The following is a 24,560-nucleotide window of genomic DNA, read 5'->3' on the forward strand; positions in this document are numbered from 1 at the left end:
CTCATTACGAGAGGGATACAGACTATGCGGAAGATATTGGTGACGGGCTCATCCGGTAGGATTGGGCAGGCCTTTGTGGCCGCGTATCAGGAGCGGTATGAGTTTGTGCTGACTGATGTAAGGGAACCCGCGCGCCCTGTTTCAGGACCGCATCATTTCGTGCGATCTGATCTCTCGGACGCAAATGCCGCAGCGGTTTTGTGCCAGGGCGTGGATACGTTGTGCATCTCGCAGGCGTACCTGACCCGAACGCAGAATTTGACGATGCGCTGCCTGCCAACATATTGGCGACAATCTATTTGATCGAAGCTGCTCGTCAGGCAAACATCCGCCGCTTCGTCTTCGCGAGCAGTGCGCAAACCATCGAAGGATACCCCGTAGACAGGCAAATCGTTCCGGGAATGGCTGTTGCCCCGGCCAATCCCTACGGCGTCTCAAAGTGCTATGGGGAGGCATTGTGTTCGCTTTATGATATCCAATCGGTCGCAGCACTGATCCGATTGTGCACCGCCTTTCCGCAGCAGCGTGAGGCACTCGTCGATTTCCTATTTGACCCCTATAACGTGACTGTCATCGAAACGGGTGACGAGGGCCTGATCGAACCCTCTGAGACCGCGCTCGACAAAGGTCTCCTTCCAGCTATGTGCGACAAGTTCGGTCACGTTCCCAAGGCCCGGACTCTTAGCCCGCATTCTGCTGGGTTTTCCCGCAATCCCCAGAAGCGGCAGACAGAATTTGAGGACAGGTTGCTTGGCGAGCTGAGCGAAGAACGGCCTCTGATGTGTTTGGTGGAATCCGTTGCTGACCTGCCGGATGTGGCTAGATGCGCCGTCACCAACATTATTTCGCTGCCAGCGCTCAGTCGCCAGATGGTTTTGAAACTCTATTCCGTGATTCACGGACGCCAAAACCTGACTGAACTACGGGACATGCTCCGTCTGCTCCCCAGCGATGAAGAGCTGGTCAAGTTGAGTCCGCAAGAGCTCGCTATTGCGATCCGTAAATCCAAAAGTCAGGACATGGCCGCAGCGCTTGCCGAGCGTGTCACCCAAAAAAAATCACAGGCCAGGGTTGGCGCCTTGGCCGAAGTCAGGGGCCTCGGGAATTCCCGGGTGTTGCTGGAGCAACTTGCCGAAGACCTACGCAGCTGGAAAAGCGGCGCCCTGCCCTGGGACGAAATCCCGCGCGGTCTTCTGTTCTATGGCCCACCGGGCACTGGTAAAACCTTTACCGCTGGAAAGCTTGCCGAAGAAATCGGAGCCCATTTTGTGGCGACCAGCTATAGTGATTGGCAGAAAGCCGGCCACCTGGGCGACTTTCTTGCGGCGATGAACGAGAGCTTCAAGGAAGCTCGGGCTCAGGCCCCAGCGATCCTGTTCATCGACGAGATTGACAGTTTCGGAGACCGCGCCACGGCTTCGGGGGACAATTCCGGCTATATCCGCAATGCAATCAATGGCCTGCTGGAACAGCTTGATGGCGCCAAGACCTGCGAAGGCGTATTTGTCGTGGCAGCTTGCAATGATTTTGAAGCGCTCGATGCGGCCCTGATCCGGAGCGGCCGGTTTGACATGAAACTGAACATGCCGCTGCCGGACAAATTTGCGCTGGCCGAAATGCTCCACTTGCATATCGGAGAGGAGGTTCCAATCCGTCAGCTGGACCACGTCGCGGCCCATCTGGTGGGGCGCAGCGGTGCGGATGTCGCGGCGGTTGCCAGGCAGGCTCGTAGTCTGGCGCGAAGGCATCGCAGAAACCTGATGGACACCGATCTGTGGTCCGCAGCACAGATGTTGGTGCCCGCAGCGTCTGATGCAGACCTCCACAGGGCGGCGCTGCATGAAGCGGGGCATGCGGTCGCCGGGTTCCTGTCAGGAAAAGGCGTTCCGGTCAGCGCTGAAATCGGGGCGCAGGGTGGCAAGGTTCAGTTCCGTCCATCCAGTCTCCTGCCGAAAAAACGCGAACTGGACGCCGAATTGGTCTGCCTTCTGGCGGGTCGCGCCGCAGAACAGGTGTTCCTCGGAGCACCCTCTGCAGGTGCTGGCGGCGGCGCTCAGAGCGACCTTGCGCAAGCCACCCTCCTCGCAGCCCGCCTCGACATGCAGCTTGGTCTCGGGGGCAGTGGCCTGGTCTGGCGCCAGGTAACGGACGAAACCCTGGCAAGTTTGCTTGAAAACCACGTGCTGGAAGACCGGGTAAGTCGGCGGCTGGACACGGCGGCTGACGCAGCCGTGCAACTTATCTCCGAGCACCGTGACCTGGTGCAATCCGTGGCAGATCAGCTTCTGCCCCAGCGCCAGCTTACACGGGATGAGCTTTCTGAGCTGCTCAGTGCTTCTTCGGGTGAAACACCAGCACCGGGCTGTTAGGCAACAATTGCTGCCGTGAGTGGTACATTCTAGAAATCACCGAGTGCGTGGGGTTTCAAAACATCAGGGCAGCCGTGCCTTCATCGGTTAAACGAGACCTGCATAATCAGTAGTGGAATCGTAGCTGTGCGAGTTCCAAAGCCTGGGCATCTCCTTTGCCGGAAACCCTGTAGACCATTCGATCTTCTTTCGTGATCCTACGAGACCACCAGCCACTAAGGTCACCTTTTAGCGGTTCAGGCTTACCAACGCCTTGGAATGGCGTTCGCATTGTCTGTTTGATCATCTCGTTGATACGCTTATGATTCTTAGGATCAGCCACCTGCCAGTGAAGATAGTCTTCCCAGGCTTGGTCCGAGAAAACTAACTTCACTCGATGAGATCTCGCTCGTCACCAATTCCAGCATCCAATTGAGCGATAGATGCACGCAAGCGCGACGCGTTGTTGGGCGTCGACAAAAGGTGCATTGTTTCCTGAATAGAATTCCAGGTATCCAGCGAAACCATCACCACGGATTCGCGGTTTTTGCGTGTAACAATGATCTCTTCAGAATCACGGATCACACGATCCATGACACCCTTCAACTCTTTCCGAGCATCAGTGTACGTCAGAACATCCATGATTTTTTCTTCCCTTCAGTTGTACAATATATCGTACAGCTAAGGTATTTTGTCAAGGCAACGGCAAATCTACAGGCACAAGATTGCGCTTCCATTCCTGTAGTATGTCTACACCACTGTGAGTTAGGGTCGGGACATACAACTAATAGATGACGGTTGCCGCGAGGGCGATTACGGATTGGAAGACTCTGGGACAGCGATCATTATGTATCGACACGCGCCTCCAGTCCTTGCACCCCGGGTAGTCTGGTATTCGTTCTGGGTTTGGCCCGAATCCCACATTGTCGACTTCTCACGCCGAATTCACTGGTTTGCATGATGTCCACAAAATAAGCCGCTGGAAAATGGAGCGGTGTTCTGCCGTAACCTCTTGCTGATCACGGTTAGGGCACGTTGTTTCTGGCGCAAAAGAACACAGCCTAAGGTATTACATCTTCAGGATATTGGGCGTCTTTGAACGAAATCATGAACATATTTGTGGTTAATAAATTCCGGATGTAATTCACCGGTATGTGGAAGCAGCATCAACAAGCTGTCGTCTAGGACATATCCGTTTTTCAATCTTAAGCCACATTACCCGCTCAATACATAATAATCTTTATTATCCACTTTTGCGCACCACCTGGCAATGACCCAAATCGACGCTCCTGAGTGAAATTGCAGAACGGGTGGTTACTGTAGATGAGGCTCCCCACCAAACTAACTAAGGTGTTCCGCTATTTGCTTCACTAGTTCTTCGGCCTCGTCAACTGAGACATCCTGCAAACTGATTTTGATCCGCACTTCCGTCGAGGAAAGCTCTGCTGAGACTTTTCCGCCTCCAGGAAGCTGCAGAGGTTTCAGATGCAAGACTTGTCGCGGACGTCCACCACGCGCTTTCTCCTTTGTCGGCTTCGGCTCTGATTTCAAGGCTTCTTCCAGCAGCGCCCACTCTTCGCGCATTTCAAGCGTGCCGGCGTCCGCCAGCACTTGGCGCAACTTTGGCTGCGCGCCGGATCGAAGCGCAGCGGCCAATTTCAAACCGGCTTTTTCCGTAAGACTAACTGGATGCTGCAGGAGATCACCCAGCGCCTCATGAACGATCGCAAAACTTCTTACTTTGGATCGCTTTGCCTTAGAAGCAGCTGCAAATAGTGCATCAACCGCGGCCTCGGTGGAGTCGAAGACCCCCTGCCCTGCTGCCAGAACAGCTACTCGCCCACGTTCATATGGGGTCAGATTTGACCGAATCTCATTCTCTTCCACCATTGAAATATAGGCGCCCTGCCCCGAACCCGCCTCTCGCACAAAGGCCGGGATCGACGAAAAAGAGCTATCCGTATCGGCAAGCAGTCGGAACGCTTTGAGCCTTCGGTATCCTGAGATGAGCCCAAAACCGTCTTCGTTCTTTGTTACCTCGACCGGCGTTCTCAGGCCATGCGAACGCAGTGAATCCAACAATTCATTCATGGCCTCATCGTCTTCGACCATACGGTCCCTGCGGATAAAGTCAGCATCTATCTGATCTAGCGGAATCATTTCCGCAACGAGCCCGGTTTCCTGGGCATCACGCCAACGCGCTGCATCTCCTTGGTCCTGAGCCAGTGCCACCCTATCCGTGACGGAAGCCATGCTGTTTAATGTGGCGGCTTCGGCAGCAACCTTGGCAATTGGAGGCGTAGCCCCTCTTGCCTCAAATGGATTCAGTGAGGGTTTCGCCGCGAAACCTGCCTCCATCTGCTCCAACTCTGTTGTGTCCGGAGCGGACAATCTTCTGCGTTTAGCCATCTGCCTTGTCTCCCATATGGGTATCCCGCCACCAACACCCGATCAGAACCTCTTTGAATTCCGCATAAGTTCTGTCGAAGGTTTCGCGACCCCTCACATAAGTATCGCGATTGAAGTCCCGGTAGTCCGCTTCGTAAATGCCATTGACCTGCTCACCGGCTTGCCCGACCAAAGCGGTGTAGTCCTGTCTATAGGCGTTCATGAAATCCCCGAAATAGGCCTGGATCACATTTGCCATATCGGTCTGTTGACTGGCATCAAACCGAGTAATGATTGCTCTGACAACGTCCCATTCGAACTTAAGTTCTGGAAGCCCCGCTGCTCGCTGAGCGGCGTTCTCTCCATCCTCTATACTCGCGAAGGTCGTGTACAGCATGTCGAAAAATCGACCGGTCGAATCGAACTCCAAGAATGAAGCCCCAAGGGGCACCAACAAAATATCCGCCGCAGCCAGAGCGTTGATCGTAAGGTACCCAAGTGCAGGAGGGGTATCCAAGAACACTATGTCATAGTCGTCCAAAACTCCGTCCTGATGCAGGAAATTGGTCAAGCCATCCCACAACGGCCAACTCCGCAAACCCATTCGCCAGACCGGTATCTGAAATTCTGCCCAATACAAGTTAAGCTGAGCGCCAATAAGATCGATGTTGGGCCAATGGGTTTTTTGTATTACGTCGCCCGGACCAGTCTTAAGAGCTTCATTCAAGGTCTCATCCAGCGGAATTTCTGATTGTCCAGCCGCATTCCGAACTCGGTTTTCCTGCTGGACGGCCTGTGCGTAATCTTTTGCAATCAGTGGAAACACAGTCTGCCACTCGTCTGCGACGTTACCCCCCAAGATGGACGTCATCGACCCTTGGCTGTCGAGGTCAATCACCAGAACACGGTATCCATCCAAGGCGGCGGACATGGCAAGATGAGCTGCAGTGGATGTTTTCCCGACACCCCCCTTGAAATTTGCGACTGCAACAACCTTTGCTGGCAACCCCTCAGGTCGATATGGCAAATATTCCTTGGTGCTGACACCTCCCGCCGCAAAGTGCTTTCGCAACGTCAGAACCTCTTCCAAGGAAAACCACTTGGACCCCGTTTCGCCTTCACCCTGTGGAAGGTCTGGGTTCGCCTTGAGTACTCGCCTTAGGTGCGCTGGTGCGACTGGAATGAGATATTTTGTTATCTCCCAGATTGAAAAGCGGCGGAGCCGTTTTTCGCCGTCAGGTGCGTAACCTCTACGCGCTAAATCCTCTCTGCCTTTCGTGCAGAATGCTGCGGCTTTTGCGAATCGAGAAGTCCCTATAGGGTCCGGTAACTTGCTTGCTGCTTCTTTCGGATCGAGATTCAAATAGGGTGGTAGTTGAGGAGGGTTGGATTTGTTCACTGTCTGGGCCTCAGGAAATGTTCGCCTTAGCGGCGTATATAGCGCAAGGTAGCGCACATTTTTCACAAAAGCTATCCTTGGCCCTGAAGTTGTCCACAGAAAATCAAGAATTGATCGAGTTTCGCCGCGAAACTTTCGGAATATTGAAAATGAGCACAACAAATAGTTTCTATTTTTTAGATAGTTCAATTACTTTGCGAAAAAGAAAACAAATAAAACCAGAGACTTACTCGCTACTTGGTACCTGTTTACAGGTTGATGGGCACCAATACTCAGGCTAAAAGGTACCAAGTTACGGGACCAAGGGTGGCAGGACTCGGTACGACATGCACCGATTCTCGGGTTGGCTGATTTTCTTGAGTTTCAGACCCTATTCATGCGCATTTCTTACCGCTGGTTAGAGTGTACGATTGCGTTGAGAGTCGCCTGAGGTCTTTTTCTGGGGATAACTTTCTGCGCGCGACAATAAGGTACCCGTTTGCAGGAACTGCCTCATACTGTATTTGGGTACCTAAAGGTGATTGATCTTTGGGTACCCTTCGTGCCACAAATACTGAAACGAGCAGTCAGGCAGAATCATGCCGGAAACACAATTGGACATGGACCACCTTTCAGGCGCTTTGCGTCGGGAGACGGTAAAAAAGAATGTGGCCGCGATACATATCAGCGGTAAACTCACGCTGCTACAACGCAAGCTTTCTAACGTGCTGCTACTCAATGCATACGATGCGCTGACTTCTGCATCTACGCACACGATAGATGCACGCACACTTGCCATGATGGTTGGTTATAACTCCAATGATTTTGATACATTGCGCGCAAGTTTGCGTGCTTTGGCGGAAACCGTCGCAGAATGGGACATGTTGGATGAGCAAGGCCGGCAAGAGTGGGGCGTTTCTTCGCTGCTTAGCTTTGCAAAGCTAAAAAGTGGTGTTTGTGAATATGCCTACTCGCCCGCGCTGGCGCAGAAACTCTACGACCCAAAGATCTATGCTTTGATCAATGTGCAAATCCAACGCAATTTCAGTTCCGGTCATGGGTTGGCGCTTTATGAAAACTGTTATCGTTTTGTAAGGACCGGATCCACAGGATGGTGGTCCTTGGATGTGTTCAGAAAACTCATGGGCGTTGATGGCAGCGACTACTACAGCAGCTTCAAACATTTAAACGCAAAGATAATCAAGCCAGCCGTCAATGAAGTAAATAAAAGCTCGGATATACTTATTGAGCCAGAATTTCTAAAAAAGGGGCGTTCTGTTACGGACATAAGGTTCAGGATTAAAGGGAACCCGCAGAAAGCTATGTTCGAAATCGACGATAGCGATGGTGTGCGAAATCTGGCGGTTTACAAGACACTTCGTAAGCAAGGGGTCTCAGACCGGCTGGCGCGGCAGTGGATCGCTGAACATGGTGAAAAATATGTTCAGCAAAAGTTGGATTATGTAACAGGGCAGGGGGGTGTGAAGTCTACTCTCGGGTATCTGTCCGCTGCCTTGCGTGATGACTACAAGCCGCCAATCGAAGAAGCGCAGGTTGCCCCAAGTCCCGAAGCGATTGAATCCGCGCGACTGAGGCAGGAAGAAAAAGTTCAGGAAGAAAAGGCCTATGCCGCCCGTGCTGCGGAACGCACCGAAAGGTCCAGAAAACTCTCTGTGGTAGAAGAGCTGGTTTCGCGGCGAAACCCAACGCAACGCGACGCTGACAAGAGACTGTTTATGGCAGGCTTGGACAATGATCTAGATCGCGAACATTTCCGTTCGCATGGGTGGCGCTCAGGCCTGAACGCCACTAGGATTTTTTCTTTTTGGGAGGAGCTGGAGCCAGAGGCTTTCGAATAGAAGAGGCGAATTATTGGAGGCCACAGACCTCACTGCTTCTTCATCGCTGATCGAAGCGCATCGCCAAGTGCGCCGTGATGCGCATTATTGTCATTTTTTGCGCGTTGCTTTTCGTTTCGCTCAGATTTACGGGTTTGTCTCGATGTACTCTTGCCGTCGTGTTTTTGATTGTCCGACGCCGTTCTGGTTTTGCGCATGCTCAGGCCAATTCGCTTTCGATTGACATCAATGTCGACGACGGTGACTTTCACGACTTGGCCCGTCTGAACTATTTCGTGAGGGTCTTTGACGAACCGATCCGCCAGTTGGCTCACATGAACCAATCCATCCTGATGAACGCCGATGTCGACGAACGCCCCAAAGGCCGCGACATTTGTAACCGTCCCCTCCAACTTCATTCCGGGTCTAAGGTCTGAAATATCCTCGACCCCGTCCTTGAACGAAGCCGTGACAAAGCTTGGTCGAGGGTCGCGCCCAGGCTTTTCAAGTTCCGTGAAAATGTCCTGAACAGTGGGAAGGCCGAACTTGTCATCGGTAAAGCGCTCGGCTTGCAGGTTTTTCAAGGCACCTTCTTGCCCCATGATCTGACGAATATCCCGTCCACAGGCAGAGACGACCCGTCGGGCAACCTTATAGGCTTCTGGATGTACCGAAGACGCATCCAGCGGCTCGGACCCATTTAGAATGCGAAGGAAGCCAGCGCATTGTTCAAAGGCTCGGGGGCCTAGGCGCGCGACGTTCAACAAGTCGTTTCTAGATTTAAATGCGCCATGCACATCACGATGGGCAACGATTGAGTCCGCCAAAACAGGCCCCAAACCAGAGACACGTGAGAGCAGGGGAGCTGAGGCCGTATTCAGATCAACGCCGACTGCGTTCACGACGTCTTCGATGACCGTGTCCAGAGACTGTGACAACCGATGCTGATCGACGTCGTGCTGATATTGTCCGACCCCAATCGACTTTGGTTCGATCTTCACCAGTTCAGCCAGGGGATCCTGCAACCTGCGTGCTATCGAAACAGCGCCTCGCAATGACACGTCCAGATCCGGGAACTCACGCGCGGCAAGTTCAGAGGCCGAATAGACAGAAGCACCAGCTTCGGACACGACAACCTTTGTCGGCGTATTTTCAGTCTTTGGAATATGCTTTAATGCATCAGAAACAAGCCTTTCGGTTTCCCGGCTTGCGGTTCCGTTACCAATGGCGATCAGCTCGATATTGTGCGCGCGCACAAGACTCAGGATCGTGTGTTTCGCGCCGTCAAGGTCATTCTTGGGCTGAAACGGGTAAAGTGTTTCTGTCTCAAGCACTTTTCCAGTTGCATCGACGACTGCCGCCTTTACTCCGGTGCGAATTCCGGGGTCCAAACCCAACGTCGCCTTGGTTCCGGCAGGTGCGGAAAACAGTAAGTCTTTGAGATTGAATGAAAAAACAAGAATTGCCTCATCTTGCGCGCGGCTGCGCAGCTCCGCCATCATCTCTACCATCATCGACAAGGATAGTTTGACGCGCCAGGTCCAGCCAGCGACCTTGCGCAGCCAGACGTCGCCAGGCGCATCAGTACGCGTATGGAGATGCGCAGCTACGATGGCTTCCGCCCGTGCAGCCCCATCTTCGGAGTTCGGCGCGATATCCAGTGTCACAATTTCTTCCTTGGACGCGCGCAACATGGCTAGTGCCCTGTGCGAGGGGGTGTTCGCCCATAGTTCGGAATGATCAAAATAATCTCTGAACTTTGCGCCTTCTTGCTGTTTGCCTTCGATCACCTTGGCTGACAGTAATGCCTCTTGGTGCATGAATGCTCGAAGCTCACCCAGCAATACGGCATTTTCGGTCAACCGCTCGGTGATGATGTCACGAGCACCGTTCAATGCGTCCTTTGTCGTTACAATCGTTTCAGTCAGGTATCCCAATGCCAACACGTCCGGGTCTGCGGTCCTGTCTGCAAGAATGGCGTCTGCAAGCGGCTCAAGCCCGTTTTCTCGGGCAATCATCGCCTTGGTGCGGCGTTTGGGCTTATAGGGCAGGTAGATGTCTTCCAACTGTGCCTTGGTTTCGGCCTGTATAATCGACTTGGCAAGATCGTCAGTCAGTTTGCCCTGATCCTTGATCGTATTCAGGATCGTATCGCGACGCGCCTGCAGTTCTCGCAAATATGTCAGGCGGTCGGAAAGCGCGCGCAATTGCGTGTCGTCCAGCCCGCCTGTCGCCTCTTTGCGATAGCGCGCTACAAACGGGACAGTGGCGCCTTCGTCCAATAATTTGACGGCTGCTTCGACTTGTTCGGGCCGTGCGCTGATTTCGGTGGCTATGGTGCGAGCGATGCGGTCCAATTGGGTCTCCTGAAATTGATTGGAGAACCTTCTTAGCCAGCCACTTCGCCAAGGGGAAGTGGCGTCAGACTTGTTGGGCAAGGACTTGTAGATCGTCGTAAAGCGATTTCGAAACCTCTACAAAGCCTCGGGCCATATTCCGACTGCGGGCAGCATAGCGGCGCTGGGATGGCAGGCGTGCCCCCTGATCGGAAATGTCCGAAAACAGCCGCTCGGCCCGCGCGTCATTTTCCGACACGCGACCGCCGCTGAACTGGGCAGGGTCAAAGGCCAAGATGATCTCGCCGTGATAGGGGGCCCCGCCTTCACCTTCGGCGAATTCCATACTTTCAAGACTGGTAAGATCGTCGATCAAAGGCCCGGCCAGCAACTCGATCATGATCGAAAGGGCTGATCCCTTGTAGCTGCCGAACGTCAACATCGCCCCTTCCATTGCAGCCTGCGGGTCTGTTGTCGGGTTTCCGTCCTTGTCTATGGCCACGCCTTCCGGCAATGGTTTTCCGGCCCGGCGGTACAACTCAATCTCTCCACGCGCAAAGGCGCTTGTGGCGAAATCGAAGGTAAAGGGATCTTTGCCAGAACGAGGCCAACTGAATGCCAGCGGGTTTGTCCCCAAGCTGCCCCGGGTGCCGCCTGCCGGGGCCACCCATGAATGGCTGGGCACCATGGCCATAGCCGCAAGACCAGCCGAGGATAAGCGCTCGACTTCTGGCCACAATGCAGAGAAATGATAGCATCGGTTTATGACCATTGCTGCGATTCCGTGGGTATGGGTTTTTTCGATCAGAACCGGCAGGGCGCTCTGGAATGCCAGCAGGGATATTCCGCCTTGGGCATCTACGCGGACAATTGCGTTGTCGGAGGGGGTCACAACAGGCGCGGCGTGCCCGTCGATCTTTCCGGCCTTCATCGTTTCGGCGCACATGAAAAGCCGGAAAAGCCCATGAGACTGGCAATCGTCAAACTGGCAAGTGGCCAATGTCTCGGTGATGGCCTGTGCATGATCAGGCCCGAAACCTGACTTGGCCAAAACGGTCTGACACAGGGTTTGGATGTCTTCCAGATTTAGTTTGACCGTCTCGCTCATGCGCTGCATCTCCTCGACTTGCGATGCGAAAGAGATAGCGCGGCAAGTCGGTCAAAGGGAACCGGATTTAGCGACCACCCCTGCGTTTTTGATTGCAGTTTTGCGAAAACATTACAGATGACCAACGCCACCTGATCGCGGAAACGGCGTGGGTTTATGCCGATTATCACTGACGAACAGACCGATCTGTAATGTCCGCTGGAATTTTACACCCAGACTTTCAGAAGCTGATTTCTTTCGGTGTTCGAAAACGCCTTGTGAAGGATCGCAATTAACAGAAATATAGCGGCCATGACATCAGACCCTGTCAGGCCGGACCAGGATGAGGACGACACTACGCTCGGGCCTCCAAGCATCTATGATGCCGACCCGTCGGAAGAGGATGATCTTTGGTTTCTGCCCGACGATGGTGATGGAGAGGTAGAAGAAGACTTCCTGCTACCGGGACCTAAGGCCGATCGTCGCCTGCTGTTTGATCCACGCGATTGGCGTGCGGCGCAGGCCGAACTTTCTTTCGAGCTGGCAGACCTGGCCGCCACGTTTGGCGCGTTGGACGAGCGTCTGAGGGCCGGCCCAACAGGTTGGACACATCGGTTGGCTCTTATGGATGTGTCGGATCTGGGGTGGTGGACCGGTGATCGCATCAGTGTCGATCGGCTGGCTTTATGGACGGGTTTGCGCATTGGGGCGACCGGAGACGATGTGCAGGCGCTGTTTCGCGCAGGCTGGGCTGTCCGACGACTAACCTCGGGGGCGGGTCCGTCGGAAGGGGGATGGGCCTCGGGTCTGACTGCGTTTCTGGATCGACTGGCTCAGGGGATCGAAGAGGTTCCCGAAGCGGTTGCCGATCTGGCCGAAGTGATGGAGAACGCCGAGGGCCTGCATCCGGTCACGCAGGCTGCAGTCGGGTTTCATGCTTGGCGAGCGCTGTCTCAAAGGGTTGGGCAGGACACCGAAGCCGCAATCATCGCCGCCCGGCATGGCGCGACTATGGGCCGGGGCGGAGCGATGTTCATGCCACTGGCGCTGTCTGGGCCCGGAGCCTTGCGTGGGGTGGGGGCGACGGATGAAAAGCTCTCGGCGTGGATCAATGGGGCGGGGCAGGCGGTTCTGGCGGGTCTATTGCACCTTGATCGCGTGAACGCGTGGGAGGACCGTGCCCGTGACGCCATACACGACCTGAGCGGGCGCACGCCGCCCTTGTTGATTGATGTTCTCAGGTCATGGCCCATGGTTTCAGCGCCATTGGCACAAGAGCTGACACAAGCTTCTCGTGCGGCGGTTCAGCGCAACATAGATCGCTTTACGGATCGGGGTTTGATTCGCGAAGTGACGGGGCAGGGACGTTATAGGGTCTGGACTGCGGCGCTGTAGTCCATGATCCACTCGCGAAAGGCGCGAGCCGAAGGCCGCAAGGCTGCGCGTGACTGGTATATCAGGTGATACGCCTCTTGGCCTGGGACTGTGACCCCGTCCAGACATGGCACCAGACCAGACAACGACATGATCCGACCTGACGCCGGGGCGCGGGCCAGCGCGATGCCGCCTCCGCTGGCGGACAGTTCTGCGGCCATGATTGAATTATCAGCGAAGAAGTACTGGGCTTGTCCTGCGGGCAATCGAAGGGCTTCGAAAAGGTGTGGCCAGCTTGCGCGGTGCGTAGACACTTCGATCAGAGTAAACTTGAACAGGTCTTGTGGCTGACTTATCTGGGTCGCCACGTCCGGTGGCGCAACCGGGTAAAGGTGTTCGCGAAGCAATTCATCGCCCTCGGTTCCAAACAGGGACGGGTTTCCAAAAACGATCTGAAGGTCGGTAAACCGGTTGGAAAAGTCCGAGGTCACGTTTCCGGTGGTCAGTGACAAGTTGATCTGCGGATATGACGCGTGAAAGTCCGGCAAACCTGCAGCCAGGATCCCATGCGCGAACAACAGCACAGATTGAACATAAAGCCGTTGTTCCCTTGTTTCCCCAAACAGTCCGGTCGTCGCAGTTTCAAGCATCAAAAGCGATTGCTGAACCGACGGCAAATAAGCACGACCAGCTTCGGTTAGGGTGACGGAATGGGCATGGCGATGGAACAAGGGTGTCCCAAGCTGCGTTTCCAGCGCCTTGACCTGTTGGCTGACGGCTGCGGCTGACATGTTCAACTGTGCGGCCGCGCGGGAGAAACTCTCGGTTCGTGCGGCCGCCTCGAACACGCGCAACCAATTCAAGGACGGGATACGGGTCGCCATGTGAATAGGCTAAGCTGAACTTAGCCTGACGGGCAAGAGTTCGCGTTCTGTGAAATTCAAACTCTGTCTTATCCTTTTCCAATCATGCATCGGGGAGGAACACGCATGGCCGATCAAAGCGCCAAACATCAGTCCACGCTGACCCAAACGCAATCGGCCCGCTATTGGGAAGACGGCTTCCTGTTTCCTCTGAGTGTATTTTCCGAGCAAGAAGCGTCTGAGATACGCGCCGAGTTCGAAGGGATTGAACGAGATTGGCAAGACGCGGATCTTCCGCTGCCGTTGAATACCTACAAACGGGTGAACGCACATCTGGTCATGCCGATGGCCGCGCGCATTGCGCTGGATGCACGTGTTCTGGATGTGGTTCAGGGTGTATTGGGGCCGGACATCATGATCTGGTCCGCCGAGTTTTTTGTTAAAGAACCTGGGACCAAGCACACGGTCGGGACGCATCAGGACCTGACATATTGGGGTATGGGCGAAACACCGGATCAGGTGACTGCGTGGATCGCTCTATCGCCCGCAACCGTAGAAAGCGGATGCATGGATTTCGTGCGGGCAAGCCACAAGAATCCGATTCTGCCGCATAACGATACATATTCGGAAACCAACCTGCTGTCGCGCGGACAAGAGATCGCTGTCGAAGTTGCCGAAGAAGACAAGACCCACATCGAATTGACGCCCGGACAAATGTCCTTGCACCACGGGTTGACGATACATGGTTCGGGCCCGAACCGGTCAGACGATCGGCGAATTGGTCTGGCGATCCGGTATCTGAACCCAAATGCAAGGCAGCTTGTTGCCGAACGTGATTACGCGATGCCGGCGCGGGGAAGGGACGCACAAAGTAATTTTCTGCACGTTGAGCCCCCAAAAGCACTGTTCTCGAAAGAGGCGCTCGCCCTCTATGAAAAAGTACGACAGGATCAAAGCAAGGCACTGGCGCAAGGCGCTGACAATTCGGTTCCGCTTTATGCGGCGACCTAAGCGGTGTTTACCGGCCAACGCCGACGTAGCTTTGAAACCCGGCTTTCAGGGCCGCCCGTTTGGAATAGATGTTGCGCAGATCGACCATCTGCGGCGACTTCATCGCAGCCGCAAGTTCCGGCAGGTTAAGCGCGCGGAATTCGTTCCACTCGGTCAGCAGAACGACAACATCTGCGCCTTCAGCAGCAGAGTAGGGATCGTCACACCATTCAACACCGGGAAGCAAGGCTTCGCCCTCGGCGCGGCCTTGCGGATCGACCACGCGAACCGTCGCGCCGCCGCCGATCAGGGCCGGTATGATCGCCAGCGACGGGGCATCACGCATATCGTCTGTGTTTGGTTTGAAGGTCACGCCGAGGACAGCAACGGTTTTTTGATTGAAGCTGTCATTACACGCGTCGCGGATCTTCTCGATCATCCGCTTTTTGACCCCGTCATTCACACGAATAACCGTTTCGGTGATTTGCATGGGATATGCATGTTCCTGCCCGATCCGGGCCAGAGCGGCGGTGTCCTTGGGAAAACACGAACCTCCATAGCCGGGGCCGGCATGTAGGAATTTGTTGCCAATCCGACCATCCAGACCGATGCCGCGGGCAACTTCTTTGACGTCGGCATTCACGCGCTCGCACAGTCCTGCGATTTCATTGATGAAGGTGATCTTTGTGGCCAGAAATGCATTCGCCGCATATTTTATCATCTCGGCGCTTTCCAGATCCGTTGTCAGAATTGGGAAATCCCGTAGGTAAAGCGGGCGATAGATCTCGGCCATGACTTCGGCGGCGCGTTCACTTTCGACGCCCACGACAACCCGATCGGGTCGCATGAAATCGTCAATCGCCGCCCCCTCACGCAGGAATTCGGGATTTGAGGCGACGTCAAAATCAGCACTGGGATTGGCGCCTGAAACAACCGCATGAACTTGGCGGTTCGTCCCGACTGGAACTGTCGATTTGGTGACAATGACGGTATAGCCCGTTACGGCCTGAGCAATCTCTTCTGCTGCGGCCATGACATATGTCAGATCGGCGTGGCCATCGCCCCGGCGGGTCGGAGTTCCGACCGCGATAAAGACTGCGTCAGCACCATCGACCGCAGCGGTAAGGTCGGTGGTAAAGCTCAGGCGGCCTGAGGCCACGTTTTTTGCCATCAGCGCGTCAAGCCCGGGCTCATAGATGGGAACTTTACCTGCCTGCAGCATTTCGATCTTCTGGGCGGCTTTATCGACGCAAATCACGTCATGGCCAAAATCCGAGAAACACACGCCCGATACCAAACCGACATATCCGGTTCCGATCATCGCTATACGCATCTTTGTTTCCTTTCTCCGAAATGACGGACCTGGCGCGTTTTCACGCAGGAAAGTTCCGCCGCTTTCAACGCTTGCTGACGGCCTTGGCTTGCAATCCGGGGTATCTTGCTGTTTCTGAGAGTGCAATCAGCCAGATTGAGTTTTGTGGAACGCGACGATGACAAAAACTGCACTTATAACCGGTATTACAGGGCAGGATGGATCATATCTGGCCGAATTTTTGCTGGAAAAAGGCTATGAAGTTCACGGTATCAAGCGCCGGGCGTCCTCGTTCAATACGCAGCGCATAGATCATATCTACCAGGATCCGCACGTCCCCAACCCGCGTTTGCACCTGCATTATGGTGACCTGAGCGATACATCCAACCTGACCCGAATCATTCAGGAGGTTCAGCCGGACGAGGTTTATAACCTTGGTGCGCAATCTCATGTGGCGGTTAGCTTTGAATCGCCTGAATACACAGCCGACGTGGATGCGATCGGCACGCTGCGCTTGCTGGAAGCCATCCGGTTTCTGGGTCTGGAAAAGAAAACACGGTTCTATCAGGCGTCGACATCCGAATTGTATGGTCTGGTTCAGGAAACCCCACAGCGTGAAACCACGCCGTTCCATCCGCGATCACCCTATGCGGTGGCCAAACTGTATTCTTACTGGATCACGGTGAACTACCGCGAAGCCTATGGAATGTATGCGTGCAACGGTATCTTGTTCAATCATGAAAGCCCGCGCCGGGGCGAAACCTTTGTGACACGCAAGATCACCCGCGGTCTTGCGAATATTGCGCAGGGCCTCGAGGACTGCCTGTATATGGGCAATATCGACAGCCTGCGGGATTGGGGCCACGCCAAGGACTATGTGCGGATGCAGTGGCTGATGTTGCAACAGGATCAGCCCGAAGACTTCGTCATTGCCACCGGGGTTCAGTATTCCGTCCGGCAGTTTATCGAATTGTCGGCTGACGAGTTGGGAGTTTCGCTTGAGTTCACGGGCGACGGTGTGGATGAGATCGCAACCGTTAAGTCCGTGCGCGGCGATAAGGCACCGGCGCTGAAACAGGGCGACGTAGTTATGCGGATCGATCCTCAGTATTTCCGCCCTGCCGAAGTTGAAACCCTTTTGGGTGACCCGTCAAATGCCAAAAACAAACTGGGGTGGGAGCCGGAACTGACCGTTCAGGAAATGTGCGCCGAAATGGTGTCGGAAGACCTCAAAACAGCCAGACGCCACGCCCTGTTGAAAGAGCATGGGTTCGATCTGCCTGTCAGTCTGGAAAATGGCTGAGGAGGGGCATATGCGTAAAATCTATGTTGCCGGGCATCGCGGTATGGTCGGAGGCGCGATCCTGCGCCGTCTAAAAAATCGCCAAGCGGCGGGTGAAGCGCTGTCGCTGATCACGCGCACCCACGCGGAACTGGACCTGACCAACCAGTCTGCTGTGCGGGACTTCATGCAAACGGAACGCCCCGATGTGGTCATTCTCGCTGCGGCCAAAGTGGGCGGAATTCACGCGAATAATACGTACCCTGCCGACTTCATTTATGAAAACCTGATGATCGAGTGTAATGTCATCCATCAGGCATTTGCCGCAGGCGTTACCTCATTGCTGCAACTGGGTAGCTCGTGCATCTATCCGCGTGCTGTCGCACAGCCCATGCGCGAAGACGCCCTGCTGACTGGCGTATTGGAGCCGACCAATGAACCTTACGCAGTAGCAAAAATCGCCGGAATCAAACTGTGCGAAAGCTATAATCGACAGCACGGGGTCGATTATCGTTCGGTCATGCCGACAAACCTGTATGGGCCCGGTGATAACTTTCACCCGGAAAACAGTCATGTGCTGCCTGCTTTGATCCGCCGTTTCCACGAAGCGCATCGGGACGGGTTGGACGGGGTGGTTATCTGGGGTACTGGTAAACCGCGTCGAGAGTTTTTGCATGTGGATGACATGGCCGAGGCATCGCTGTTTGTACTCGACTTGCCCCGCGATGTTTATGAAGAGAATACGCAACCCATGCTGAGCCACATAAACGTAGGGTGCGGAGAAGATATCTCGATCGCTGAACTGGCAGCAATGGTTGCCAAGACGGTCGGATTCACCGGGCGGATTACGCAGGATGCCAGCAAACCAGATGGGACAATGCGCAAACTGATGGATGTGTCCCGGCTTGCCGACATGGGGTGGCGCGCGCAGGTCAACCTCGAAGAGGGAATACGAGAGACCTACGCATGGTTTCTTGAACAGGGCGATGCTGACATTCGGGCCAAATAGCCGCCCAAACCAGTGTCCGGGCGGCATTGCTGGCGTTACCGCCAGCGGCCAATGGCAATAAGCGCAGGCGCGTGCAGACCCGGATCAGAGTTGACCGAAAAGACTTTGTACACCACCTGCAAGTCCGACGGTGCATCAATCCCTAGAAAGCGGGTGTGTAGGGGCGCGCACAAACGTGCACGAACCCCATAAGTCTGCATGATTTGCGCATTAGTTTGCGCGATTTCAACTCAGAAGTGCAGATTGCCGACGGCATTTCTGCTATTGGGCGATCCTTAAGTTCTAGACTTAAGGCAAGGATAGAGTTGCAGGTGTGTGCTTCCGGTGGGTTTTGCGCATTGCTGAGCTCAACAAACCACTAGGTTTATCCTACGGGTCTGTGGTCTCCTGACTTTAGAACTTGTTCCATCATGCGCATGAGAGCTTCGTGAAGACCTGATTTGAAATCGTCATCTGAGGCGTACTTCTTGTAAAGGTCGATTTCTCGCCGACGTTCGTTGCGCATTGCTTTTTCAAATAGTGCTTCACTGGCGATGCGTCGATTTTGTTCGTCAGGGTTGGATACAACCTTGTTCTGAAATGCAGGGTCGCTCATTGCGTGGTTGAGGATGTTGATCAGCTTGATTCTTTGCTCCTCCGGTGTCGCATCCCAACCATTGAAATAGCGTTCGTTGAAGGCGGCTACGATCATGTCTAAAGGGTCTTTTTCTGGGTCATCGTGACCACCTCGGGGATTTGGATTTGGCGGATCAATCTCACTGCCAGAGTCATCCAGGCCTATAGTATGACCAATCTTCACCCGTTCCAGACCGTAGGTAGTTAGATCGACACTTTCCATTAGACCATCAATTTCATCCTGATCTTTGTCTTTGAAATCAATTGCGTTCGTGACTTCGTCCGCCATGTCGGACACCTCCTGAGGATGGTAGGAGGCGTCGGAATCGAACCGACTCGTGCACTCTAATCTGGAGCAATTACAAGGATATAAGCCTCGCCCGCATACCAATGCTGCCTCCCGCGGATTTCGCGTGGGTTATCGACCTCAGGCCGGCCACCCTCCCCAAGATTCTCAAAGTAACGTGTCGGCAGATCGCCCCGCAACGCGTCAACGGTCAGCTGCAAAACGAGACGAGGAGGTTCTTGCGCATACGCAGGAGCGATTGAAACCAACCACAAAGACAAACAAGCTCTCAGTGTTTTGGTCATAGTGCTTCCTTTCGCTGTATTGCGCAGCAGGTTGGCGGCGACCGCAATTGCGCGTTAGAATACCCGTTTCAATACCAAACTGATTACAAAAACGCTTCACGTCTACTTCTTCCGACCTATCGCGAAAGAGCCTGCAACACCCAAACCGGTGTTCATACAAACAAATTCTTGGAACTGAGGTGCCCGGATCGGTTTTGATCCAAAACAAGGCTTTGGGTCTTTTGAGACACTAAACTCTGCGCCAGAAACCCTGTTTCAGGTGAAACGCTATGACCAAAAACCTATCGGTTTTTCTTATTTTGGCTGGTTTGGTAGTTGCTGGTGCGTTGCTGTATGTCGTTGTTGCCGAGGATGGCGATGAATTGCCGGTCGGATTTGTGCAAGGAAACGGGCGGGTTGAAGCGGAACAAGTCGAAATAGCACCAACTAATGCAGGTCGGGTTGCGAAGGTAACGGCAACAGAGGGCAGTATGGTTGCAGCCGGTCAAATCTTGGCCGAAATGGACATAGACGAGCAATCTGCGGACCTGGATCGGGCTAGAGCCGAAGTAGCCTTGGCAAATCAGACAAGGGCTGAAGCAGAAGCGCTCGTTGTGCAACACGAAAGCGAACAGCGCAGGGCCGAGCAAGAGCTTGATCGTGCCACGGCGTTGCTGGCAGGTCAAAATATCTCCAAAACTATTTTTGAAGATCGCGATACCACTCATAAGGTTGCTACAGCAGTATTGGGCGCCGCCAAAGCCCGAGTCGCAACCGCAGAAAGCCGTATTGCTGCCGCTGAGGCGGAAGTACGCAGGATCGAAGCACAGATTGAAGACAGCGCTTTAGTGGCACCTTTGCCCGGCCGCGTGCTTTACCGGCTTGCAGAACCCGGAGAGGTCGTTGGCGCAGGCGAACCAATCCTGACTATTCTTGGTCTTGAGAATGTTTACATGGAAGTTTTTCTTCCGGCGCGTGAAGCCGGACTTTTGCCCATTGGAGCTGAGGCTCGCATCGTGCTCGACGCTTTGCCGGAATATGCGATACCTGCATACGTGAGCTTTGTTTCTCCCGAGGCCCAATTCACCCCCAAACAGGTCGAGACCCTGGATGAGCGAGAGCAACTGGTTTTTCGCGTTCGCGTCCGTATCCCAATAGACTTGGTTGAAAGTCGGATTGAGCACGTCAAAACCGGTCTGCGCGGTGTCGCGGTGATCCGGTTGAACCCAGCCGCTGCTTGGCCTGAGGCGCTTGAACAACGCATCCCAGAAGAGCTGTTCGAATGAGAGTTGAGGATGACGCCTGCGATATTCACATTTCAGGTGTTACGCACCGTTATCGCAAGCATGTCGCATTGGATTCTGTTTCGTTAGAACTGCCAGGCGGCCAGCTTGTTGGCTTTATCGGGCCGGATGGGGTGGGAAAGTCTACACTGCTTGGTTTGATCACTGGCGCGAAGAAACTGCAGTGCGGCAATATCGACGTTTTAGGCGGCCCGATTGGCGATTCTGGTCATCGACACAACATTTGCCCAGCCATCGCGTTCATGCCGCAAGGGCTGGGTCGAAACCTGTATCCGGAGCTGTCTGTACGTGAGAACCTCGAGTTCTTCTCTGGTCTCTTTGCTCAAGGGCATTCAGAGCGGGACGAACGTATCGCAGCGCTATTGGCTGCGACAGGGCTTGCGCAGTTTGAAGACCGTCTGATGGGCAAGCTCTCGGGTGGGATGAAGCAAAAACTAGGCCTGTGCTGTGCTTTAATCCATGACCCCAAACTTTTGGTTTTGGATGAGCCAACGACCGGGGTCGACCCGTTGTCGCGTCGGCAGTTCTGGGCTTTGATTGACGCAATCCGAGAAAAAAACCCTGAGCTGTCGGTGTTAGTGTCGACGGCGTACATGGATGAAGCCGACGGTTTTGACCGGATTGTCGCGATGGACGCGGGTCAAGTCATCTTTCATGGGAAGCCCGCCGAATTGAAAGGGAGTGATGATGACCTCGAAATTGCATATCGTCGTCTGAGAGCGCGGGAGTTGCCTGTCGAACCGGCGGGGAAAAACAAAACGAATGGGAAGATCGAAGCAAGCCCAGTGATAGTTGCGCGTGGACTGACACGACGCTTTGTTGATTTCACGGCCGTAGACAACGTCGACTTCACAATCAATCGCGGAGAGATATTCGGGTTTCTAGGATCAAACGGTTGCGGCAAGTCCACGACAATGAAGATGTTGACTGGATTGTTACCATCCAGCTCAGGCGAAGCACTGCTGTTTGGCAACCCTGTCGATGCATATGACCGAAAAATGAGGCGTGAAATAGGCTACATGAGCCAGGCCTTTTCCTTGTATGGCGAGTTGTCGGTCCATCAGAACCTACAATTGCATGCGCGGATATTTGCAATTGCCGACCGAGAACAACGTGTTTCGGAACTCACTGAGCGCTTTGGGCTCGAAGAGCACCGGCATACGTTGGCGACGGCACTGCCTCTAGGGATCAAACAGCGACTGTCGCTAGCCGTAGCAGTGATCCACCGTCCGCGGGTGCTAATACTCGACGAACCAACATCCGGTGTGGATCCAGAGGCGCGCGATTCCTTCTGGGACTTGTTGATTGAGCTGTCGCGAAATGAGTCGGTAACGATCTTTGTGTCCACTCATTTCATGGGTGAGGCGGAACGCTGTGATCGCGTTTCGTTTATGCATGCTGGTAGAGTTCTAGCGGAAGGTACTCCGGCTGAACTGATCGCCGTTGAAGGGGCGGAAAACCTTGAAGACGCCTTCATTTCGATATTGGAAGCAGCAGAAAAACCAGTCTCTGTTGTCGCGCCAAAGGTCGGTTTTAGGGCCAGATCCCACGCCGGGGGAGGAGCGTTTTCTCGTGTATTGGCCTATGCGCGGCGCGAGACCGTTGAAGTAGCTCGTGACCCGGTGCGTCTGGCTTTCGCGTTTCTGGGTTCTGCTATTCTAATGTTGGTTTTTTGCTTTGGAATTACGCTGGATATCGATGAGCTTGAATTCGCGGTACTTGACCGTTCTCAGGGGCCGAAGAGTCGTGCTTATGCGGCTGAATTCGCCGGATCGTCCTACTTTAAAGCCAAATCGCCGCTGCAAAGCGCCAGCGAAGGGCGCGACCGTCTAGTGTCAGGTGAGGTCTCTCTGGTTGTTGAGTTACCACCTGACTTTGACCGAAAGATGAGTACGGGTGAACCAACCCAGATACTTGCAACTGTAGACGGTGCTATCCCATTTAAGGGTGAGACGGTTGAAGGTTATGTTTCCGGATTGCACCAATCATTTCTCGCGGAATATGCCCTTAACAATGGCAAAAGCCAGATAGATATCGCCAGGATCGAACCTCGGTTTCGCTACAATCAGAGCTTTGAAAGTATCGCCGCGATGGCTCCGGCAATGCCTGCTATCTTACTGATTATGTTGCCAGCTGTTTTGACTGCCGTAAGCGTAGCAAGGGAACGAGAACTGGGGTCAGTTGTCAATTTCTACGTGACACCAACCACGCGGCTTGAATTTCTAGTCGGCAAACAAATTCCGTACATTTTGATCGCCTACGCAAATTTTCTGCTTTTGGCCGGAATGACCGTTTTTCTTTTCGGGGTGCCGCTAAAAGGAAATCCTTTCCCTTTGGCTGTTGGTGCCCTTCTTTACGTTTGGGCAACGACATCCTACGGGCTGTTGATCGCTACAATGACATCCAGTCAGGTGGCCGCGACATTTGCAACTGCCATCGCCTCAGTTGTCCCAACAATCCAGTTCTCAGGTCTGTTGCAACCTGTTTCAACGCTTGAAGGAGGCGCACAAGTGGTGGGCTCACTTTGGCCTTCCTCATATTTCCTACACCTAAACGTTGGTGCCTTCACTAAAGGTTTGGGTTGGGAGGCCCTTGCGCCGGACATTCTGGCCCTCGCCTGCTTCGGACCAGTTCTGACACTGATCGCAGCCGTATGTCTTCGGGCGCAGGAGAAGTGAATGCAGCGCTTCTACTGCATATTCTGGCTAGGTTTGAAGGAAGTGATGAGCCTGCGCCGTGATTGGGTGATGATGGCATTGTTGGTCTGGTCGTTCACGCTGGCCCCGATCATGGAAGCAACGGGAGTGGCAAGTTCTGTAAACAACGCCTCGATAGCGTTTGCGGATGAAGACGACTCGCCACTTTCTCGAGCACTTGCCACAGCGTTTTTCCCACCAGAGTTCCAACCGGTCGTCCAAATCGAACCCGGAAAAGGACCTGCGTACATGGACGCTGGGCGCTTTATTTTCGTTGTGGCTGTGCCCCCCGGATTCGAAAAGGATCTGCGCGCAGGGCACAGTCCGGAGATTCAAGTTCTTATTGACGCAACCGCCATGGAACAGGCCGGTATTGGTGCAAACTACATCACCAGTATCTTGAGCGCTGAAATACATCGCTATGCAATTGGTATCGATCTAGTAAATGCTCCCTCAATCAGTGTCATTCTTAGAAGCGCCTTCAACCCAAATAGAGATACTGTACGTTTTGCTGGTATCGTTGCTTTGATCGGCCAGATCATGTGGCTCACAACTATATTGACCGGAGCGGCAATGATTAGAGAGCGAGAGCACGGGACCATTGAACATCTCCTTGCCATGCCTCTTGCTCCATTTGACATTGCCATTGCCAAGATTTGGGCGAATGCAGCAGTGGTTTTGGTCGCGACTGGTCTTTCACTAACCTTTGTGATGCAGGGTTCTCTGGGCATTAGTATCGCTGGACCCAAGATGTTGTTTTTGGTTGGCACGGCGTTGTTTCTTTTTACTGCGACGGCGCTTGGGGTGTTTCTGGCAACCATTGCGCGCTCTATGGCGCAGTTCGCGCTTCTGGTCATGTTGATTGTGCTGCCAATGCTAATGCTGTCAGGTGGAGAGACCCCAATTGAAGGGCAGCCGGCGTGGTTGCAGGCAGGTACTTTGGTTCTGCCGTCACGCCACTACATGTCAGCAAGTCAGGCTATTGTTTTCAAAGGCGCTGGTATTGAGACTGTCTGGCCGGAATTCGTTTGGATGACGTTGTTGGGAACGGCTTTGTTGTTAATGAGTTTACGGCTTTTTCGGCGTTCTCTTGCGCAGATCAGCTAGCGCTCCAATCTGTTGGCTTTGACAGATTGGAGCGCTAGCTACTCCGCCTCTGAAGACAGTTTG

18 protein-coding genes, 1 tRNA gene and 2 pseudogenes are annotated in these 24,560 nt (G+C 54.0%); 10 read left to right on the top strand and 11 right to left on the bottom strand.

The features are described from left to right. Nucleotides 1–24: 24 nt before the first annotated feature. Together GOX73_RS20945 and GOX73_RS20950 are read left to right on the top strand one after the other, a co-directional pair. Nucleotides 25–1,580, top strand: a pseudogene (locus tag GOX73_RS20945) (AAA family ATPase); the annotation flags it as partial. Next, entirely contained in the window at nt 1,572–2,369 is a 798-nt protein-coding gene (locus tag GOX73_RS20950; protein WP_171123607.1) for a hypothetical protein, read from the top strand. The pseudogene GOX73_RS20945 and the gene GOX73_RS20950, both read left to right, overlap by 9 nt. A 106-nt stretch (nt 2,370–2,475) precedes the next feature. Here the strand turns inward: GOX73_RS20950 and GOX73_RS13645 are convergent, their stop codons facing one another. The 5 genes and pseudogenes from GOX73_RS13645 to GOX73_RS13665 all read right to left on the bottom strand — a co-directional run bounded on the left by GOX73_RS13645 (nt 2,476) and on the right by GOX73_RS13665 (nt 6,135). Then, the gene (locus GOX73_RS13645; RefSeq protein WP_171123509.1) at nt 2,476–2,742 is read right to left on the bottom strand and encodes a Txe/YoeB family addiction module toxin; all 267 of its coding nucleotides are present in this window, start codon (nt 2,740–2,742) and stop codon (nt 2,476–2,478) included. Then, nucleotides 2,739–2,990, bottom strand: coding sequence for a type II toxin-antitoxin system Phd/YefM family antitoxin (locus GOX73_RS13650; RefSeq protein WP_171123507.1), 252 nt, complete (start codon nt 2,988–2,990; stop codon nt 2,739–2,741). Before GOX73_RS13650 ends, GOX73_RS13645 begins: the two co-directional genes overlap by 4 nt. A 142-nt stretch (nt 2,991–3,132) precedes the next feature. Next, nucleotides 3,133–3,222, bottom strand: a pseudogene (locus GOX73_RS13655) (IS5/IS1182 family transposase); the annotation flags it as partial. A gap of 467 nt (nt 3,223–3,689) precedes the next feature. Next, complete coding sequence (locus GOX73_RS13660) at nt 3,690–4,757, bottom strand: ParB N-terminal domain-containing protein (protein WP_171123505.1); 1,068 nt, start codon at nt 4,755–4,757, stop codon at nt 3,690–3,692. After that, a complete protein-coding gene (locus GOX73_RS13665) occupies nt 4,750–6,135 on the bottom strand; it encodes an AAA family ATPase (RefSeq protein WP_171123605.1) in 1,386 nt (461 codons plus the stop codon). The genes GOX73_RS13660 and GOX73_RS13665 overlap by 8 nt, the downstream gene beginning before the upstream one ends. Before the next feature lie 578 nt (nt 6,136–6,713). Between GOX73_RS13665 and GOX73_RS13670 the strand changes: the two genes are divergently transcribed. Then, nucleotides 6,714–7,973 (top strand): replication initiation protein, encoded by a 1,260-nt coding sequence (locus GOX73_RS13670; RefSeq protein WP_171123503.1) that lies wholly within the window; start codon nt 6,714–6,716, stop codon nt 7,971–7,973. Nucleotides 7,974–8,002: 29 nt separating this feature from the next. On the opposite strand, the gene GOX73_RS13675 is transcribed toward GOX73_RS13670, so the two are convergent. Further along, nucleotides 8,003–10,309: a Tex family protein gene (locus GOX73_RS13675; RefSeq protein ID WP_171123501.1), complete on the bottom strand. Its 2,307-nt coding sequence runs from the start codon at nt 10,307–10,309 to the stop codon at nt 8,003–8,005. Nucleotides 10,310–10,373: 64 nt separating this feature from the next. Then, nucleotides 10,374–11,396, bottom strand: a complete 1,023-nt coding sequence (locus GOX73_RS13680; protein WP_171123499.1) for an Ldh family oxidoreductase — start codon at nt 11,394–11,396, stop codon at nt 10,374–10,376. A gap of 291 nt (nt 11,397–11,687) precedes the next feature. Here GOX73_RS13680 and GOX73_RS13685 point away from each other — a divergent pair, with 291 nt between their 5' ends. After that, the gene (locus GOX73_RS13685) at nt 11,688–12,770 is read left to right on the top strand and encodes a helix-turn-helix domain-containing protein (protein ID WP_171123497.1); all 1,083 of its coding nucleotides are present in this window, start codon (nt 11,688–11,690) and stop codon (nt 12,768–12,770) included. Here GOX73_RS13685 and GOX73_RS13690 read toward each other — a convergent pair. Beyond that, nucleotides 12,743–13,633 (bottom strand): LysR family transcriptional regulator, encoded by an 891-nt coding sequence (locus GOX73_RS13690; protein WP_171123495.1) that lies wholly within the window; start codon nt 13,631–13,633, stop codon nt 12,743–12,745. The genes GOX73_RS13685 and GOX73_RS13690 overlap by 28 nt on opposite strands. Before the next feature lie 105 nt (nt 13,634–13,738). On the opposite strand from GOX73_RS13690, the gene GOX73_RS13695 reads away from it, so the two are divergent. After that, on the top strand, nt 13,739–14,623 hold the full coding sequence (locus GOX73_RS13695) for a phytanoyl-CoA dioxygenase family protein (protein WP_171123493.1): 885 nt from the start codon (nt 13,739–13,741) through the stop codon (nt 14,621–14,623). 7 nt (nt 14,624–14,630) lie between these two features. Here the strand turns inward: GOX73_RS13695 and GOX73_RS13700 are convergent, their stop codons facing one another. After that, nucleotides 14,631–15,935 carry a UDP-glucose/GDP-mannose dehydrogenase family protein gene (locus tag GOX73_RS13700; RefSeq protein ID WP_171123491.1) on the bottom strand — a complete coding sequence of 435 codons (1,305 nt, stop codon included), beginning with the start codon at nt 15,933–15,935 and terminating at the stop codon, nt 14,631–14,633. Between the two features lie 157 nt (nt 15,936–16,092). Here GOX73_RS13700 and gmd point away from each other — a divergent pair, with 157 nt between their 5' ends. Together gmd and GOX73_RS13710 are read left to right on the top strand one after the other, a co-directional pair. After that, nucleotides 16,093–17,217: a GDP-mannose 4,6-dehydratase gene (gene gmd / locus GOX73_RS13705; RefSeq protein ID WP_171123490.1), complete on the top strand. Its 1,125-nt coding sequence runs from the start codon at nt 16,093–16,095 to the stop codon at nt 17,215–17,217. Nucleotides 17,218–17,227: 10 nt separating this feature from the next. Beyond that, nucleotides 17,228–18,205: a GDP-L-fucose synthase gene (locus GOX73_RS13710; RefSeq protein WP_171123488.1), complete on the top strand. Its 978-nt coding sequence runs from the start codon at nt 17,228–17,230 to the stop codon at nt 18,203–18,205. Nucleotides 18,206–18,569: 364 nt separating this feature from the next. On the opposite strand, the gene GOX73_RS13715 is transcribed toward GOX73_RS13710, so the two are convergent. After that, entirely contained in the window at nt 18,570–19,109 is a 540-nt protein-coding gene (locus GOX73_RS13715; RefSeq protein ID WP_171123486.1) for a hypothetical protein, read from the bottom strand. A gap of 19 nt (nt 19,110–19,128) precedes the next feature. Further along, nucleotides 19,129–19,222: transfer RNA gene (locus GOX73_RS13720), tRNA-OTHER, on the bottom strand. 458 nt (nt 19,223–19,680) lie between these two features. Here GOX73_RS13720 and GOX73_RS13725 point away from each other — a divergent pair. From GOX73_RS13725 to GOX73_RS13735, 3 genes are read left to right on the top strand one after another with little or no spacing between them, the layout of a single operon-like run. Next, the gene (locus tag GOX73_RS13725) at nt 19,681–20,676 is read left to right on the top strand and encodes an HlyD family secretion protein (RefSeq protein WP_171123483.1); all 996 of its coding nucleotides are present in this window, start codon (nt 19,681–19,683) and stop codon (nt 20,674–20,676) included. After that, nucleotides 20,673–23,372 (top strand): ribosome-associated ATPase/putative transporter RbbA, encoded by a 2,700-nt coding sequence (gene rbbA, locus GOX73_RS13730; protein ID WP_171123481.1) that lies wholly within the window; start codon nt 20,673–20,675, stop codon nt 23,370–23,372. The genes GOX73_RS13725 and rbbA overlap by 4 nt, the downstream gene beginning before the upstream one ends. Continuing rightward, nucleotides 23,373–24,497, top strand: coding sequence for an ABC transporter permease (locus GOX73_RS13735; RefSeq protein WP_171123479.1), 1,125 nt, complete (start codon nt 23,373–23,375; stop codon nt 24,495–24,497). The last annotated feature ends 63 nt before the right edge of the window (nt 24,498–24,560 follow it).

Origin of the sequence: Ruegeria sp. HKCCD7221, assembly GCF_013031225.1 — a bacterium.
Taxonomy (GTDB): Bacteria; Pseudomonadota; Alphaproteobacteria; order Rhodobacterales; family Rhodobacteraceae; genus Ruegeria.

Coding starts and splice junctions, on each gene's coding strand:
- GOX73_RS20950 (WP_171123607.1), top strand. CDS start 1,572: ATGAAACTGAACATGCCGCTGCCGGACAAATTTGCGCTGGCCGAAATG.
- GOX73_RS13650 (WP_171123507.1), bottom strand. CDS start 2,990: ATGGATGTTCTGACGTACACTGATGCTCGGAAAGAGTTGAAGGGTGTC.
- GOX73_RS13660 (WP_171123505.1), bottom strand. CDS start 4,757: ATGGCTAAACGCAGAAGATTGTCCGCTCCGGACACAACAGAGTTGGAG.
- GOX73_RS13670 (WP_171123503.1), top strand. CDS start 6,714: ATGCCGGAAACACAATTGGACATGGACCACCTTTCAGGCGCTTTGCGT.
- GOX73_RS13680 (WP_171123499.1), bottom strand. CDS start 11,396: ATGAGCGAGACGGTCAAACTAAATCTGGAAGACATCCAAACCCTGTGT.
- GOX73_RS13685 (WP_171123497.1), top strand. CDS start 11,688: ATGACATCAGACCCTGTCAGGCCGGACCAGGATGAGGACGACACTACG.
- GOX73_RS13690 (WP_171123495.1), bottom strand. CDS start 13,633: ATGGCGACCCGTATCCCGTCCTTGAATTGGTTGCGCGTGTTCGAGGCG.
- GOX73_RS13695 (WP_171123493.1), top strand. CDS start 13,739: ATGGCCGATCAAAGCGCCAAACATCAGTCCACGCTGACCCAAACGCAA.
- GOX73_RS13700 (WP_171123491.1), bottom strand. CDS start 15,935: ATGCGTATAGCGATGATCGGAACCGGATATGTCGGTTTGGTATCGGGC.
- gmd (WP_171123490.1), top strand. CDS start 16,093: ATGACAAAAACTGCACTTATAACCGGTATTACAGGGCAGGATGGATCA.
- GOX73_RS13710 (WP_171123488.1), top strand. CDS start 17,228: ATGCGTAAAATCTATGTTGCCGGGCATCGCGGTATGGTCGGAGGCGCG.
- GOX73_RS13715 (WP_171123486.1), bottom strand. CDS start 19,109: ATGGCGGACGAAGTCACGAACGCAATTGATTTCAAAGACAAAGATCAG.
- GOX73_RS13725 (WP_171123483.1), top strand. CDS start 19,681: ATGACCAAAAACCTATCGGTTTTTCTTATTTTGGCTGGTTTGGTAGTT.
- rbbA (WP_171123481.1), top strand. CDS start 20,673: ATGAGAGTTGAGGATGACGCCTGCGATATTCACATTTCAGGTGTTACG.
- GOX73_RS13735 (WP_171123479.1), top strand. CDS start 23,373: ATGCAGCGCTTCTACTGCATATTCTGGCTAGGTTTGAAGGAAGTGATG.